The following is a 14,235-nucleotide window of genomic DNA, read 5'->3' on the forward strand; positions in this document are numbered from 1 at the left end:
CCAGTGGCGAGAGGCAGTGTGCCCTTCTCAACCTTCCTGCGTGTACGGGAAGTTGTGGGGGAGGGTTGGGTGTGGGAAGAGGTGGACCTCCTGGTAGACGAGGTGATCGGCCAAGAACAACCTGACCACCCGGAGCTTCGTGTGCTTGTCTACCCATCGGGGATCGATCTGTCCGGCTTTGCCCTTCAGTTCCTGTCCAGCCTGCCGCGCACCCGTTGCCTGGAGCGCGGCACCCGGTGGCGTCGGCTTCCGGCCGACCGGCAGGCCCTGCTGGTGTTGGCCCACTTGCGGTGCGGCCACACGTACGCTCAGCTGGCAGCTGGTTTCGGCATCGGAATCGCCACTGCCTATCGATACGTGACCGAGGCCGTCGAGATCCTGAAGGCACTGGCCCCTGATATCACCACGGCGGTCCGGGCGGCGGCACACAAGGCATATCTCATCCTCGATGGCACGCTGCTGCCCATCGACCGCATCGCCGCCGACCGGCCGTATTACTCCGGGATGCACCGCAAGCACGGAATGAACGTCCAGGTCCTCACTGATCCGTTCGGCAGGTTGCTCTGGGCCTCGCCCGCGCTGCCGGGTGCAGTGCACGACATTCGGGCCGCCCGCACTCACGGCATGATCGATGCCCTGGCCGAAGTCGGCATCCGTTGCTGGGCCGACAAGGGTCACCAAGGTGCCGGTGGCACTGTGCGGGTGCCCTACCGCGGTCGCTGGAACAAGCTGTCTGCAGGCCAGCAGGCCGTCAACGTGTCCCATGCAAAGATTCGCGCCCTCGTTGAACGGGCCGTGGCCGCCCTCAAGACCTGGCGGCTACTGCGCAAACTGCGGTGCAGCACCACCCGCGCCACCAGCCTCGTCCAGGCGGTCCTCACCCTGCATCTCAACACCTCAAGCTGAGGTTGGAAAAGGCTCAGTGCGCAGGTAGCGGCAGAACTCCAGGAACCTATTGCGCTTCTTGACCGGCTTGATGTGGCCATAGAGCTTGTCCTTGGCCAGGTCCAGGGCGGCGAACAGGTGCCGTACTCCGCCGTAGCGGTTGTAGGTCGCCCGCCGCCTGCGGCGTGGTTCGCGACCGGGGTCCTTGTGCTTGCCGGCGCGTTCGGCCCACTGCCGGCCCGGGTGGGGCATCAGGTTGAGCGGCCCGAACTCATCCATGCAGAAGACGACTTCGGGCTCGTCCGCCTCGGGTATGACCTCGCCGTCGGTGATCGCGTAGAGGTGTTCGACGCGGGGCCTTCTTGGCCGCGTTGTCGGGGTCGCGGGAGGTCTTCCAGGTCTTCAGGCGTTGAAAGGGGCGCCTTCCTCGTGGAGCAGGATGCGCAGGCACTCGTGGCTGATGTCGTCGACCACGCCCTCGGCGACCAGGAAGTCCGCCAGCTTGGTCAGGTTCCAAGTCGAAAACGGCAGGTCGTGTTCGGTCGGCTTGGATTTCGCGATCTTCTTGATCTCGCGCCGCTCGGGCAGGGGGGAAGGTCTTGGGTCGGCCGCCCTTGTACTTCGGATACAGGGAGTCGAAGCCGTCGGCGTTGAAGTTGTGGCCCGGACCCGGTCCGCGCTGGTGAACGTGACCTCGGCGATCTTCGCCACCGGCATGCCCTGGGCGGACAGCAGGACCATCTGGGCACGCCGCCAGGTCACTACCGCCCCGGTGCCCCGGCGGATGATCCGAAGCAGCCGTCTGCCTTCGTCATCGTCGATCTCGCGTACACGTACTCGTTCTGCCACCGGGACAGGGTGACGGCCACGCGCCCCCCGGCACAGCACCGGGACGGCGCGTCACATCACAACAGAGCAAACGTTGCCTGCCGCGGCACTAGTCAGGTGACGTCCGGCACTGACTGGGTCAGGCGGTGTCGACACCCCAGGTGTGGGCGAGTGCGGCGGCCTCCCCTCGCGTGTCGACTCCCAGCTTGTCGAGGATGTTCGCCACGTGGAACTTCACGGTGGACTCACTGATGTGCAGCTCTTCGGCGATGTGCCGGTTGCGTCTGCCGCGCGCGAGGTGTCCGAGGACTTCCACTTCTCGGGCACCCAGAACGGTGAGCGGATCGTTGCGCGGCCCCTGCGGCGGCTCCAGTGGGAGCGTGGCCGTGACCGTCGTCCCCCAGCCGGGGACGGCGTCCACTTCCAGCCGCCCGTCCAGGACTGCCAGTCGTTCGACGACCCAGTGGTTCTCCAATGCGGCGCGTGACAGGACACCGGGACCGTCGTCCCGTACGGTCGCCCGCAGCTCGTTCTCTGCAACTTTCCAGCCGATGTGTACTCGGCTGATCGAATCCGATCCCGGGCCCTGTCCGTCCAGCAGGGCGGACACCACGGATCGCAGGGCCGCCCGCGCGACATGGGCGACGTCGGCGGGCAGGTGCCGGTCGGCGCCTTCCTCCGTGCCGGGCGGGCCCAGATCCAGCCGCACGCCCCGCCCGAGAAACATCGGCTGTAGCGAGTCGGCGAGCCGGGCGAAGCCGTCGCCGGCGGCTTCCTCGGCGAGCGCTCTGTCCTGGTCGGCGCCGGCTCGCAACTCCGCCAGCGCGGAGAGGGCCAGATCGATAGCCCGCTCCCTGGCACTGTGATTGTCCAGGTCGCGGCGTCGCAATGCGCCGAGAAGCCCGGACAGTACGCCACCGTGGGTGTCCACCAGTTCAGCGATTGCTGCGGCCCGGGCACCGGCTGCCACCCGCGAGAGCGCCAGCGGCCCGGGTACTGCTTCGGAGACGATGCGTGCGCTGTATGCGGTCAGCAGATCCCACAGGGTCTGGACGGCGGTGAGGTCGGGGTCCGCAATTGCTGCCTCGTCGGAACGTAGGAGGACGAGGAGGGCGTCGCGTTCGGCCTCGTCGCTGGCAACGGCGAGCACCGGATTCTCGGTTCCGGCGACCAGGGCTTGTCCTTGCCACGGACGACCCGGCCGCGCCTGCTTGGTGAGGGCGGCCAGTTCAGCGGCGGTTACCGCCCATGTGCCGTCTGCTCCGACGGTGTGAATCTTGACGGGGGAGCGCGCACAACTGCCGGACAGCTCCGCGAGCGCCCGGTGCGGGACGGCATCGGCGAGGGCTGCGGACAAGCGCGGCAGGATCTCGCCCAGAGGGGCCCTAATGATGTCGGCCGCTGCCGTGAGGTTCATAGCTTCAGCGTAAGCGGCTGCCCGGATCCACCTCTCCGTCCGTTCGGACAGGCGGAACCAGCCGAAAGGCCGGCTGTGATTCGGGGAGCGCCGCGCGACTGTGTCCCAGCCGAAGCTCAGGACCTGTCGCCAGCGAAGCCACTCCCGGGCAATCCGCCTGTGCAAAAGCTCACTTCCGGAGGCCGGACGAGTGAGCACCGGCTGCCGTCGCCGTCCCTGTCCCGCCGGCTAGGAGGAACTGCCCGAGAGGACAGGCCCTTGACCCGGTCAGCCGCCCGATCCTGGTTCAGACGGGCCGACAGCCCCCGGTGACCTTCGTCTAGGGAGCCCGGGCAGTCGCTCCGGCCAGTTCAGACAACGATCAGCACCCGGAGGTGCGCTATGAAAGCCGTGAAGTTCGACGGGCACGGAGACCTTGACGTCCTGGAGGTCCGCAAGGTCGATGACCCCATCGCCGAGCCGGGAGGCGTCGTGGTCCGAGTCAAGGCGGCGACGATCAACCCGGGCGATATCAAAGTCATCACAGGAAAGTCGCGCCATTGGGGTGAGTTGACGTTCCCTTCCGGGGTGGGGGCGAGCTTCGCCGGCACGGTCGACACTGTGGATGACGGCGTAACCGACTGGGCGGTAGGCGACGAGGTGTACGGCTGGAGTGCCCGGAAGGAGGCCCTGGCCGAGCTCGTGTCCGTGCCCGCCGAGCACCTGGTGGCCAAGCCGGCCGACCTGTCCTGGAAGGTCGCCGGCACGCTGTACGGCGCGCCGTCCGCCGCCTGGTCCGCCGTCCAGGCCGTGGCCGCGGCCCCGGGGGACACGATCGTCGTCTCCGCTGCTGCCGGGGGCGCTGGAGGCTTCGCCTCCCAGTTCGCGCGCACCAAGGGCGCGACGGTGATCGGGCTAGCGAGCGAGCACAACCACGAGTGGCTGCGTTCCCGCGGGATCGTTCCGGTGCAGTACGGCGAGGGGCAGCTTGAGCGGATTCGCGATGCCGCACCCGGCGGTGTCGACGCCTTCGTAGACACATTCGGCGGCGGCTACATCGACCTGGCAGTCGAGCTGGGGGTCGACGTCGACCGGATCAACACGATCGTTGACTTCGCCGGCGCCGCACGACTGGGCGTCAAGACCAAGGGCAGCGACTCGCCTGCGGATCCGCGGGGAGCTCTCGCCGAGATCGCAGCGGCCATCGCGGACGGCTCCATCGAACTCCCGATCGCGCGCACCTACCCACTCGAGCAGGTCCGCGAAGCGTACGAGGAACTGAGCAAGCGCCACACGCGTGGCAAGATCGTCCTGCTTCCCTGACGCCAGGCATCCTCCCGAGCAGCAGGCCGCTACCGACGCACTGGGGTGCGGGGCCGGCCTCGGACGGCGTCTCGGCGACTGCCTTGCCGAAAGCCGTCAAGGAGTTCCAGGCAGGCAAACCTCGTTCTCGGGTGTCGTTCGAGAGCTGGAGGTACGCATCGTCACAGTATGAGGGCGTTCGACCGCCGGTCCACCCCCGCCACCCAGGTCGCCAGCCCATCCGAGCAGCCGCTGCTGATCCACTGGGGTGCCGTGCCGCCCATCACCGGCACGGCACCCGACACCGGCGTCCTGACTCCCTCTTAGGGCACAACAATCATGCGAGCAGCGCGTGTCGTCATGTTCCCTGACGCCACGCGGGTGAGCATGTGCGGACCCAGCCCTCTTCCCGCACCGAGGCGATGCGATGCCCGACCGCGCCGACCATGTCCGCCCCGAGAGCGTCGCACCAAGGTGGATCTCGCGGCACCGGCCGCCGGAGCAGTTGCTGTTCAGCGGCATCTACGGACTGGTGCTGGCCAGCGCCCTGGTGGCCGCGCTGGACGCGACGGGCGAGAAGGCCGATCCCGGTCCCGACGCGCTGTGGGTCCTGCTCACCGCGCTGGCGTCGGGCGCCGCCCATGGGTACGCACACGTCATCGCCCAGCGTGCGTCCGTTGACGGGGTAGCCACCACGAGCAGACGGCGGTTGGTGCTCGCCGAGTGGCCACTGGTCGCCGCCGTGCTGCCCACCGTGGGGATACTGCTTGCCGCGGTAGCCGGGTGGTGGGCAGAGGCCACGGCTGTGGACGCGGCCTTGCTGTTCAACACCGTGTCCTTGTTCGGCTGGGGCGCCTGGGCCGCCCGCACCGCCGGGCACGGATGGCCGTCCTCGTGCCGGGCAGGGGGCCTGGACATGGTGATCGGCCTGTTGATCATTGTCGCGAATGCCCTGATCAAGTAGGCAGGCGAGCGGTTGCCATGTCGGCGAGAAAGGCCGCGACTCCTTGATCCATCGGCCCTTGGGCAGTCTCACGGGGAGCAGCCTCAGCCGTTCTGTTCCCCGGTCCACGGAAGTCCTCGTTGTCGGTGGCGGCTGCAAGGCTGGACGTCATGGACAGCGACGATGAGCAGCTGCTACGCGGCCCGGACTACGGCCACGACGCAGACGACCCCCACCCCGGCCCACGGCCCGGCCGCGCCTACGCCGAACTGGCCGGCGGGGCGCTTGACGGGTTGTTGCTCGACATCACCGGCTGGACGCAGGACGAGATCGGCACCGGCGTCTCCCTCCAGACTGAGCTCGGGCAGTTCGGCCCCGGCGGGCGGGCACTGTACGGCCCGCGCCCCGGCGACCCCGGCCCGCTTCGACTGGTCCGGCGACAGTCCCTGAGAAGACAGCTCCGTACGCTGACGGACGTGACGGACGGACTGCAGCGCCTGGCCGGGGAACTGGCGCAGGACTACGTGTACGGCCGGTGGAGGCCGCAGGCCCTCGAGGAACACCATGCCCGCTACTCGCTGCAGAAGTCGGCGCCGGCGGCCTGGACGGGCTCCCCATGGGCGGACTGCCCGCGCAGGCCATCGAGCGAATGCTGAGCGGGCACCCCGACCGGAAGTCCTGGTGGCTGGCCCCGATGCTGGACGCCTACGCCGCCGGAAGCCCGGAGGGGCAGGCACTCGTCCACGACCTGCTGGACGCGATCGCCGGTAGCGCCTTCCCCCTGCTGCCGCCCCGCTCCTTGCGGTACATCGAGGCCCCGGCCCCTTATGACGGCACGAGCCCGTCCGTCTTCCTGAGCGGCGGCATCACCGGCTGCCCCAACTGGCAGCTGCAGACGGTGCTGAAGCTGGACGCGATTGGCTCTCCCGCCGTGGTCCTCAACCCCCGGCGCCGCTTCTTCCCGACCGGGCAGCCGGGGGCGCTGCGTGAACAGATCACCTGGGAGTACGAGCCCTTGCGCAGGGCCGACGTGATCCTGATGTGGTTCTGCGAGCAAGAGATCCAGCCCATTGCCCTGTGTGAGCTTGGCGCGCACGCAGCCCGCGGTACTCGTCCGGCTGTGGGAGCACATCCGACTATCCGCGACGCCTGGACGTCGTGGAGCAACTGCGGGTGGCCCGCCCCGATGTGACGGTCCACGGCTCTCTCACTGGCACGGTCCGCGCGGCTGCGGCTCTCCTGCCTGGTCGGGTGATGCCCCGGCACTGGCGCAACCCTCCCTGGCCGCTGCGGCGTAATGCAGTTCATGGAACCGATCAACGAGGTGCACGTCAGTCGGCCGGGCCTGGTCATCGTCGACGTCGCGGCCGCCGGCGATGCCACCGCGCTCGCCTTCCAGTAGCTGCTCGCCGACCGGTGGGCGACGGCGACAGCGGAGCAGACGACCCGGGACGCCGGTCAGCCTGGCATACGGTTGCGCTGCTACCTGGACCTGGGACAGCCGGTCGGCCTGGCCACGGCGCCGTCTGCCGTCCTGCCGGAGGTCAGCGCGGCCGGACCACCGTGATGGCCGGGTGCCGTCTGCGGCTCCTTTCCGGATGCGCAGGCAGTCGCGGCAGCCGACGCTCGGGTCGCGAGGCCGCAGCCCCCAACCGCCGGCGCGACACCCCAGTTCTGGTGACCGTCATCCTCTGCGTCCTCGGCGCGGTCATCAAGCCGCCCCTCCTGGGAAAGCACCCCTCACGGCTTCGACGCCGCGGTCGCACCAGCCGCGCTGTGACCATTTCAATCCTCGGCCGTGGCGGTGTCCGTTTCCCTTGCCCATCGTCGGCTCCAGGCGTCCAACGGACTCAGCGCTTCGACAAGGTCCTGACCGAGTGGCGTGAGGTGGTAGCCGTCGCTGTGCAGGGTGAGCAGGCGGGCGCCGGTCAGCTCGTCGAGGCGGGTGCTGAGCACGCTGGAGGACATGCGCTCGCATCGGCGCTGCAGTTCGCGGAAGCCTGCCGGTGCCTGACTCAGTTCCCACAGGATGCGCATCGTCCAACGCCGCCCGAGCAGATCGAGTGCGGCCATGACCGGACGGCCCGACTCGGACCCCCGCGCCGGCACACCCGGCCGTGGCGCTCTGGCTCCCATTACCCACTCCTTGCGCTTCGTTTCTCGAAGCATGATACTGATTCGAAAACCGAAGCAAGGGGTATCGCATGCCGCGCATCGAACCGCTCACCCCGCCGTACACGGCCCCTGTCGACCAGGCACTCCGCCGGTGGATGCCCCCCGACGTGCCGCACGAGCCGCTCACGCTGTTCCGCGTCCTGAACCGCAACCCGGAACTGGCCTCACGCATGTTCGCCCTGGGCGCCGGGCTCCTGGGACACGGCAGTCTCCCCGCCATAGACCGAGAGCTCGTCATCGCCCGCGTCACCGCGCGCACCGGCTGTTCCTACGAGTGGGGCGTGCACGCCGCAAGCCTCGCTCGGGAGGCCGGGCTCGGCCCCGAACAGCTTCAGGCAACGACCGACATCGATCCCGCGGCGAACGTCTCATGGCCGCCACACCATGCGGCACTGCTCGGCGCGGTCGACGAACTGCACGACACGGCGCAGCTCTCGCAGGCTGCCTGGGATGCCCTGCGCGTGCACTACGAGGATGGCCAGCTGCTCGAACTTCTCGTTCTGGCCGGCTGGTACCGCACCATCAGCTATCTGGCCAATGGGCTCCTCCTGGAAGAGGAACCCTGGGGCGCCCGCTTCCCGGCCCGGTGACCGCACTCCGCACATGCTTGGCCGTTGACCAGCATTGCGGGACAGCTCTTCAGACGGGCTGGAAACAGTGATCTCGCGGGAGGGCATTCATGCGTGCCATGCGGTTCGGGAGGTTCGGTGGCCCGGAGGTCCTGGAGGAGGCCGATGTGCCGGATCCGTTGGCGGGGCCGGGCGAGACTCTGGTCCAGGTGGAGGCCGCGGGTGTCAATTTCGGCGACATCAAGCAGATGGCGGGCGAGCACACCGACGGTCCGTACGCCCCCCAGGGCCCGCTGCCCCGTATTCCTGGCATGGAGATCGTCGGCCGGACCGCAGCCGGCAGACGAGTCCTCGGCTATGTTCCGCAGGGCGGTTACGCTGCCAAGACGGTCGTCGCCGACCGCCACCTGGTCGCGTTACCGCAGGGGGTGGGTGCGGGCGAAGCGCTGGCAGTTCTCGTACAGGGGTTGACGGCGTGGCATCTGCTGCGGTCGATCGCGCGTATCAGGCCCGGTGAGAGCGTGGTGGTCCATGCCGCCGCGGGCGGGACGGGCAGTCTCGTCGTCCAACTGGCCCGGGAGTTCGGGGCAGGACGGATCATCGCCACGGCGTCGTCCGACGAGAAGCGCGCCTTGGCTCTCGAACTCGGTGCGGACGCGGCGATCGACGGCGACGCGGGAGGCTATCGAGAGCGGGTCCTTGACGCCAATCGGGGACACCCGGTCGACATCGTCCTGGACGCCATCGGCGGCCCCGTCCTCGACGCCGCTCTGGACACACTCGGACACCTCGGCCGACTGGTGACCTACGGCGCCTCGTCCCGGCAGACAGCCTCCGCGATTGCGCCGAACCGACTGGCGGCGGACAGCATCACCGTCGCCGGCTTCTGGGTCATCCCGCTCATCGCCAGGAACGGCGCCGGCGGTGCGGAGCTGACGGAGCTGCTCGACCTCACGGCACGGCGTCGCCTGCGGCCCCTGGTCGGCGCGGAGTACGACCTGGCGCGGGCCCGCGACGCGCACGAGGACCTGCTTGGCCGTCATACGAAGGGGAAGCTGATCCTCCGCCCTTGAAGACGAACGCCCGTCTTGCGACCGGACGGGGCACAACCGTATCGAGCCGATGATGGGCCTCGGCCTGCCCGACTCCTCGTCGAAACAGGTCGCCACCGGTACCGTCCCGGCCGACGGCGGGCGGGTGACGCTGACCGTGGATAAACAGGATCCGCAACTGACGCTGCCACGCGACCGATGCCGAGGAACGTACGGAAAGGTCAGTAACACAATGAGCCGAGTGGTCAGTGGCTGACCGAGCGGAAGCCAGGTCGAGGGCCATGCGCTAAACGTTGGACAGAAGCATCCGTGGGCGAATCTCTGTGTGTTCAGGACCGCTCGCTGCAATCCGGCCCGACGAGGCGTGCCCCTACGGCCAGGACCATGAGCACTGCGGTGCAACCGCCTAGCAGCATGACCGCGGACGGAGATGTGCGGTCCAGGATGACTCCCCCTACGAGTGCACCAATCGAGATCGTTGCCTGAAAAGAGGCGGTGAACAGGACCGATGCCGCTTCCGGGGCGTGCGGTGCCGCCTTGGAGAACCAGGTCTGCGACGCCACCGGTACGGCGCCATACGCGATGCCCCACACGATCAGCAGCATCACTGCGCCGGTCTCCCAGCGGCCCAACGCTGGAAGCAGGAGGGTCACCGCGGCGATCAGGGCGGCCGCGAGCCCGAAGACGGTCCGCGGATACCGGGCCACCCAGGCGCCGCCCAGGAAGTTGCCGAGGATGCCAGCGGCACCATAGAGCAGCAAGAACGTAGTGATCAGACCACCGCTGGCGTGGGTGACCTGTTCCAAGAATGGTGTCACGTAGGTGTAGGTGCCGAAGTGAGCCAGCACAACAAGGAACGTCAGCAGGAGTGCGAAGCGAGTGTTGACGCTGCGGAGCATGCCGTTGAGCACGCCCAGCCGTGTGGCCTGGACCGGAGGCAGCGGCGGCACCAACAAGAGCAGCATGACCAGTACGCCGACCGTCAGAACTCCCATGACGGTGAAGGCCGTTCGCCATCCAGCGAGATCTCCGATGAGGGTGCCCGTCGGCACGCCGAGGACGGATCCCAGCGGGACGGCAGAGAAGATCACAGCAGTTGCCCTGCCGACCGAGGCCGGCGGCACCAGTCGTTCCGCCAACCCGGCTCCGATCGACCAGAAGCCGCCAATCGTGATCCCGACCATGACCCGGGAGGTCAGTACGAGCCAGTAGTCGGGTGCCGCGGCGGCAAGGAAGTTCGCCAGTGCCAGCAAGAGCATGAAGACGCACAACATCAGCCGGCGGTCGAAGCTTGCCGTGGCCACGGTGACCAGTGGAGCGGCGATCGCCGCCAGGAAGCCCGGCATGGTCATCATCAGTCCAGCCATCCCGTCCGAGACGGTGAAACTGGATCCGATCGAGGTCAGCAGACCGATCGGCAGGATCTCGGTGGTGACGATGACGAAGATTCCCAGCATCACCGAGACCACGGCCAGCCACCCCATCAGCGAGGACCGAGGGGGTAAGAGTTTGCCGTCGACTGAAGCGGCAGTGGTTGCCTGCATGGCGTTCCGTCCTGTGAAAGGCAGCGCGTTTCGCGATCAGTCCAGCAGGTCTCATCGAGAGGTGGCTGGCAGATCCGCGACTGCACCCTTGCCCTTCACGGGTGATGTCGTATTCCGGCTAACAACGGTCGACGCGGTGAGACGCCTTGGCCCTGGTTGTGGTGTCCGCAGGGCCAGCTGAGCATTCTGATCACATGGGGGCTTCACCATGGATCGTGTCGGATGAGCTGTGGGAGCAGATCGGACCGCTGCTGCCGTGCAAGCAACGGCGGTTCCGGTATCCGCCCGTGCCGGATCGGATGGTTCTCTGCGGCATCCTGTACGTGCTGCACACCGGCATTCAGTGGGTACCTGCCCACCGAGATGGGCTTCGGGTCGGGCATGACCTGCAGGAGACGACTACGAGACTGGAATGAGGCCGGAGTCTGGCAACGACTGCATGCGGCACTACTTGCCGAGCTCAATGCCGCATCGCGGCTCGACTGGTCGCGCTGCGTTGTCGACTCCAGCCACGTGCGAGCGTTGAAAGGGGGGATCCACACAGGCCCGTCGCCGGTCGACCGGGGCCGGGTCGGCTCCAAACACCATCTGATCACCGACGGGCGCGGCAGAGTCATTGTCAAGAGTTGTGGATCGAGTGACGTGCGATCCAGCCGGTCATCCCTCGTCCAGGCACAGGCAGAAGGGGTGTCCGGCCGGGTCGAATAGCACCCGGACGCTCTCCTGCGGCTGGAACTCCGCCAGCGTGGCGCCCAGGGCCACTGCCTCGGCGACCGCCGAATCCAGATCGCCGACCTGGAAGTCGAAGTGCATCATCGGGCGCTGTTCGCCCTCGACCGGAGGCCACACCGGAGCCCGATAGGCGTCCGCCTGCTGGAACACGAAGAATGGCCCTTGCGGGGAGGCGGCGACGATGGCCGTGCCCGGCTCCTCGTGCCCGATGTGCCAACCGAGGAGTTCGGCGTAAAACGTCGCCAGGCCGCTGGGGTCCGGCGCCTCGATCGCAGTTCCCCACCACATACCACCGGTTCGAGATCTCATTCCGGCAGCCTGCCTCATGATCCCGTGCTTGTCGTGCGTGAAGGGTGATCAGGCTGCGGTGGCCTCAGGGCGTTCGACGAGGTGACCGTTCTTGAAGCGGGCGCCGTTGCGGACAAGAGCGACGAGGTGGGGTGCGGTGATCGCGCGCCAGCGAGCCTGGGCGGACTCGGCCAGCTTGAACACCATGGCCAGGGCCGCGACCGCGCTGCCGGCCCTGCGGGTGACCTTGGTCCGGAGTTTCACGGTGCTGAAAGTGCTCTCGATCGGATTTGTCGTGCGCAGATGCACCCAGTGCTCAGCGGGGAAGTCGTAGAACGCGAGGAGTTCGTCAACCTCGCCGATGATCTTCTTCACCGCCTTCGGCCACTTCGCGCCGTAGACGCCCTCGAAGTCACGGACTGCCTTCTCCGCGTGGTCGCGGTCCTCGGCGTTGTAGATCTCCTGGAGGGCCTTCTTCGCGCCGGGCTGGGCCGACTTCGGCAGGGCGTTGATCACGTTGCGGGTTTTGTGAACCCAACACCTTTGATGCCTGGCCTGCGGAAACACCTCCGCGAGGGCCCGCCAGAGGCCCATCGCGCCGTCATCGACGACGAGTGCGGGATCTCGCATGCCGCGCCGACGGCAGTCACGCAGCACATCCGCCCAGGGCTCGATCGACTCGCGCAGCCCCTCGGCGAGAGCGATGAGTGAGTTCCTTGCTGCCGTCCGTGCGCACGCCCATGAGGACCAGGGCGCAGGAGTGCACCTGGCCGAGGCGGACCTTGGGGTGGACGCCGTCGGCCCACACGTAGACGTAGTCGGATTCCGACAGGTCGCGGGCCTGGAAGGCGGTGTGGTCGTCCTGCCACTGCTTCGTGAGCCGAGTGATCGTTGCCGGGGAGAGCTCCGCCGCCGAGCCGAGGAGCTGTTCCATCGCGGCCACGAAGTCGCCGGAGGACAGTCCGTGCAAGTAGAGCAGAGGGAGGGCCTCGCCGACTTTCGGGGATTTCCGGCACCATGGCGCGAGTATTTTCGACGAGAACCGCTTGCGCTCTCCTGTCGCCTCGTCCACGCGCTTGTCGTTTACGCGCGGCGCCTTCACCATGACCGGCCCGGCGGCTGTGGTCACGGTCCACTCTCAGGGGTGTCCGTTGCGGACGACCAGACGGCGGCCGGCCTCGTCGCGCTCGCCTGCCAACTCGGCTATGTACTGGCTGACCTCGGCCTCCAGGGCCGTGGCGAGCATCCGCCTCGCGCCCTCGCGGGCGATGCCGTCGATCAGGGAACCGGTCTTGGTGGTGCCGTCCTCGTTACTGACTTCGGCTCGTCAAGGTGACGTGGGTTCGTTGAGGGTCAGGCCGGTGCCGGCTATGAAGCCGTCGAGGGTGTCGGGCCGGTACTGGAGGCGTTTGAGCCGGTTTCGTACGAGGGCTTCGAGCCGGTCGAGCGCGACCACGGCGAGGTTGGCCAGACTGCGCTTGACGTGCGCCCACACCCACTCGACGGGATTCAGGTCCGGCGAGTAGGCGGGCAGCAGGAACACCGTCAGCCACTCCCGCTCGGCGGTCAGCTCGCGCATGGCGTGGGAGACGTGGGTGTTGAGCCGGTCCCAGACCAGCACGATCGGCGCCTTGACGAGCTGGTGGACACCGTCGATGAGTGCGATGAAGTCCCGCTCGCCCATGCTGCGGCGTGCGCTGCCGCCCGCTCGGTGGGTGCGCAGCCGGTGGCACAGCCGGGTGCGCGAGCCCGGCCGTATCGCGATCAGCCCGGCCACCGACAGACGCCCCGAGCGTCGTCCGCTGACGGTCACGACCGGGGTGCGCCCTCGCCGGCCCCAGGTTCGTCCCCGTGGCGGCTTCCGGGTGAACCCTGCTTCGTCCTCGAAGCAGATGTAGCCCCCGCAGGCCGCCCGGGCCCTTTTACCTCCGCCCAGGTCGCCTCCTTCCAGGCGGTCACAGCCTGCTCGTCGCGCTCGGCGACTCTGCGTGCGGGGACCTGCGGGCTGAAGCCGAGCCGGTGCATCAGCCTCGTGGCGCCGGAGACGCTGTAGGAGACGTGAAACTTCCTGCCGATCAGCGTGGCCACCCGGGCGGCAGTCCACACCTGGTCCTCCACCCAGCCGTGGGCGGCCGGGCCCTCATCGAGGTACGCGGCCAGTTTCTCCAGACAGCGCGGGGACAGCCGGCAACGTGATCCGCTCGGGCCGCGGGAAGCCAGAGCCTTACGACCGCCGTCCCGCCACAACTGGTGCCAGTGGTAAGCCGACTTCACACTCACCCGAAGCCGCCGTGCGACCTCCGACGGCTTGATCTCCTGCTCGTACAACTCGGCCGCCTGCATCCGAACCGACTCCCGGCGCCGACGTCCCGCAGGGGTCAGCCCGCCCCCATCCGCATATCTCACACCACACGGATACAGCCGCCCACCCACACCCACTCAGGGGCTTCGCAAAGATTCACCCCAACGAGCTGAAGTCAGTAACTACGCTCAGCACGGGCGTGCCTTCCCGACCCGCGCT

Annotated in this window: 14 protein-coding genes and 5 pseudogenes; 11 read left to right on the forward strand and 8 right to left on the reverse strand. The window is 68.1% G+C overall.

What is annotated here, in order from left to right:
- The first annotated feature begins 141 nt into the window (after positions 1-141).
- Complete coding sequence (locus Q4V64_RS53685) at positions 142-906, forward strand: transposase family protein (protein ID WP_124436371.1); 765 nt, start codon at positions 142-144, stop codon at positions 904-906.
- Between the two features lie 15 nt (positions 907-921).
- Here the strand turns inward: Q4V64_RS53685 and Q4V64_RS55935 are convergent.
- Both Q4V64_RS55935 and Q4V64_RS53700 read right to left on the reverse strand, forming a co-directional pair.
- A pseudogene (locus tag Q4V64_RS55935) lies at positions 922-1,734 on the reverse strand (helix-turn-helix domain-containing protein); the annotation flags it as partial.
- A 118-nt stretch (positions 1,735-1,852) separates the two neighbouring features.
- Positions 1,853-3,130: a response regulator transcription factor family protein gene (locus Q4V64_RS53700; RefSeq protein ID WP_124436361.1), complete on the reverse strand. Its 1,278-nt coding sequence runs from the start codon at positions 3,128-3,130 to the stop codon at positions 1,853-1,855.
- Between the two features lie 381 nt (positions 3,131-3,511).
- On the opposite strand from Q4V64_RS53700, the gene Q4V64_RS53705 reads away from it, so the two are divergent.
- The 7 genes and pseudogenes from Q4V64_RS53705 (at position 3,512) to Q4V64_RS53730 (ending at position 6,921) form a co-directional block, all read left to right on the forward strand.
- The gene (locus Q4V64_RS53705; RefSeq protein WP_124436362.1) at positions 3,512-4,432 is read left to right on the forward strand and encodes an NADP-dependent oxidoreductase; all 921 of its coding nucleotides are present in this window, start codon (positions 3,512-3,514) and stop codon (positions 4,430-4,432) included.
- A 168-nt stretch (positions 4,433-4,600) separates the two neighbouring features.
- A complete protein-coding gene (locus tag Q4V64_RS53710; protein ID WP_172628905.1) occupies positions 4,601-4,738 on the forward strand; it encodes a hypothetical protein in 138 nt (45 codons plus the stop codon).
- A 100-nt stretch (positions 4,739-4,838) separates the two neighbouring features.
- Complete coding sequence (locus tag Q4V64_RS53715) at positions 4,839-5,375, forward strand: hypothetical protein (RefSeq protein ID WP_124436363.1); 537 nt, start codon at positions 4,839-4,841, stop codon at positions 5,373-5,375.
- A gap of 149 nt (positions 5,376-5,524) precedes the next feature.
- A pseudogene (locus tag Q4V64_RS55940) lies at positions 5,525-5,804 on the forward strand (hypothetical protein).
- Positions 5,805-5,830: 26 nt separating this feature from the next.
- Positions 5,831-6,010 carry a hypothetical protein gene (locus tag Q4V64_RS55945; protein WP_124436364.1) on the forward strand — a complete coding sequence of 60 codons (180 nt, stop codon included), beginning with the start codon at positions 5,831-5,833 and terminating at the stop codon, positions 6,008-6,010.
- Positions 5,971-6,546, forward strand: coding sequence for a nucleoside 2-deoxyribosyltransferase domain-containing protein (locus tag Q4V64_RS53725; RefSeq protein ID WP_124436365.1), 576 nt, complete (start codon positions 5,971-5,973; stop codon positions 6,544-6,546). Before Q4V64_RS55945 ends, Q4V64_RS53725 begins: the two co-directional genes overlap by 40 nt.
- A 114-nt stretch (positions 6,547-6,660) precedes the next feature.
- Positions 6,661-6,921: pseudogene (locus Q4V64_RS53730) on the forward strand (DUF6207 family protein).
- A 218-nt stretch (positions 6,922-7,139) separates the two neighbouring features.
- Here Q4V64_RS53730 and Q4V64_RS53735 read toward each other — a convergent pair.
- Complete coding sequence (locus Q4V64_RS53735; RefSeq protein ID WP_124436366.1) at positions 7,140-7,490, reverse strand: helix-turn-helix domain-containing protein; 351 nt, start codon at positions 7,488-7,490, stop codon at positions 7,140-7,142.
- 68 nt (positions 7,491-7,558) lie between these two features.
- On the opposite strand from Q4V64_RS53735, the gene Q4V64_RS53740 reads away from it, so the two are divergent.
- The gene (locus Q4V64_RS53740; protein ID WP_124436367.1) at positions 7,559-8,119 is read left to right on the forward strand and encodes a carboxymuconolactone decarboxylase family protein; all 561 of its coding nucleotides are present in this window, start codon (positions 7,559-7,561) and stop codon (positions 8,117-8,119) included.
- Between the two features lie 89 nt (positions 8,120-8,208).
- On the forward strand, positions 8,209-9,171 hold the full coding sequence (locus Q4V64_RS53745) for a zinc-binding dehydrogenase (protein WP_124436368.1): 963 nt from the start codon (positions 8,209-8,211) through the stop codon (positions 9,169-9,171).
- 308 nt (positions 9,172-9,479) lie between these two features.
- On the opposite strand, the gene Q4V64_RS53750 is transcribed toward Q4V64_RS53745, so the two are convergent.
- On the reverse strand, positions 9,480-10,634 hold the full coding sequence (locus tag Q4V64_RS53750) for an MFS transporter (RefSeq protein WP_253266582.1): 1,155 nt from the start codon (positions 10,632-10,634) through the stop codon (positions 9,480-9,482).
- Positions 10,635-10,850: 216 nt separating this feature from the next.
- Here Q4V64_RS53750 and Q4V64_RS53755 point away from each other — a divergent pair.
- A pseudogene (locus Q4V64_RS53755) lies at positions 10,851-11,294 on the forward strand (IS5 family transposase); the annotation flags it as partial.
- 57 nt (positions 11,295-11,351) lie between these two features.
- Here Q4V64_RS53755 and Q4V64_RS53760 read toward each other — a convergent pair.
- The 4 genes and pseudogenes from Q4V64_RS53760 to Q4V64_RS53775 all read right to left on the reverse strand — a co-directional run bounded on the left by Q4V64_RS53760 (position 11,352) and on the right by Q4V64_RS53775 (position 14,096).
- Positions 11,352-11,735 carry a VOC family protein gene (locus Q4V64_RS53760; RefSeq protein WP_303715329.1) on the reverse strand — a complete coding sequence of 128 codons (384 nt, stop codon included), beginning with the start codon at positions 11,733-11,735 and terminating at the stop codon, positions 11,352-11,354.
- A 48-nt stretch (positions 11,736-11,783) separates the two neighbouring features.
- Positions 11,784-12,996 (reverse strand): annotated as a pseudogene (locus Q4V64_RS53765) (IS256 family transposase).
- Between the two features lie 45 nt (positions 12,997-13,041).
- On the reverse strand, positions 13,042-13,608 hold the full coding sequence (locus Q4V64_RS53770; RefSeq protein ID WP_303715851.1) for a transposase: 567 nt from the start codon (positions 13,606-13,608) through the stop codon (positions 13,042-13,044).
- Complete coding sequence (locus Q4V64_RS53775) at positions 13,524-14,096, reverse strand: winged helix-turn-helix domain-containing protein (protein WP_301184636.1); 573 nt, start codon at positions 14,094-14,096, stop codon at positions 13,524-13,526. The genes Q4V64_RS53770 and Q4V64_RS53775 overlap by 85 nt, the downstream gene beginning before the upstream one ends.
- Positions 14,097-14,235: the final 139 nt, after the last annotated feature.

It is taken from the genome of Streptomyces sp. NL15-2K, assembly GCF_030551255.1.
GTDB lineage: Bacteria > Actinomycetota > Actinomycetes > Streptomycetales > Streptomycetaceae > Streptomyces.

Coding starts and splice junctions, on each gene's coding strand:
- Q4V64_RS53735 (WP_124436366.1), bottom strand. CDS start 7,490: ATGGGAGCCAGAGCGCCACGGCCGGGTGTGCCGGCGCGGGGGTCCGAG.
- Q4V64_RS53760 (WP_303715329.1), bottom strand. CDS start 11,735: ATGAGATCTCGAACCGGTGGTATGTGGTGGGGAACTGCGATCGAGGCG.
- Q4V64_RS53750 (WP_253266582.1), bottom strand. CDS start 10,634: ATGGGGTGGCTGGCCGTGGTCTCGGTGATGCTGGGAATCTTCGTCATC.
- Q4V64_RS53745 (WP_124436368.1), top strand. CDS start 8,209: ATGCGTGCCATGCGGTTCGGGAGGTTCGGTGGCCCGGAGGTCCTGGAG.
- Q4V64_RS53700 (WP_124436361.1), bottom strand. CDS start 3,130: ATGAACCTCACGGCAGCGGCCGACATCATTAGGGCCCCTCTGGGCGAG.
- Q4V64_RS53705 (WP_124436362.1), top strand. CDS start 3,512: ATGAAAGCCGTGAAGTTCGACGGGCACGGAGACCTTGACGTCCTGGAG.
- Q4V64_RS53710 (WP_172628905.1), top strand. CDS start 4,601: ATGAGGGCGTTCGACCGCCGGTCCACCCCCGCCACCCAGGTCGCCAGC.
- Q4V64_RS53740 (WP_124436367.1), top strand. CDS start 7,559: ATGCCGCGCATCGAACCGCTCACCCCGCCGTACACGGCCCCTGTCGAC.
- Q4V64_RS53725 (WP_124436365.1), top strand. CDS start 5,971: ATGGGCGGACTGCCCGCGCAGGCCATCGAGCGAATGCTGAGCGGGCAC.
- Q4V64_RS53715 (WP_124436363.1), top strand. CDS start 4,839: ATGCCCGACCGCGCCGACCATGTCCGCCCCGAGAGCGTCGCACCAAGG.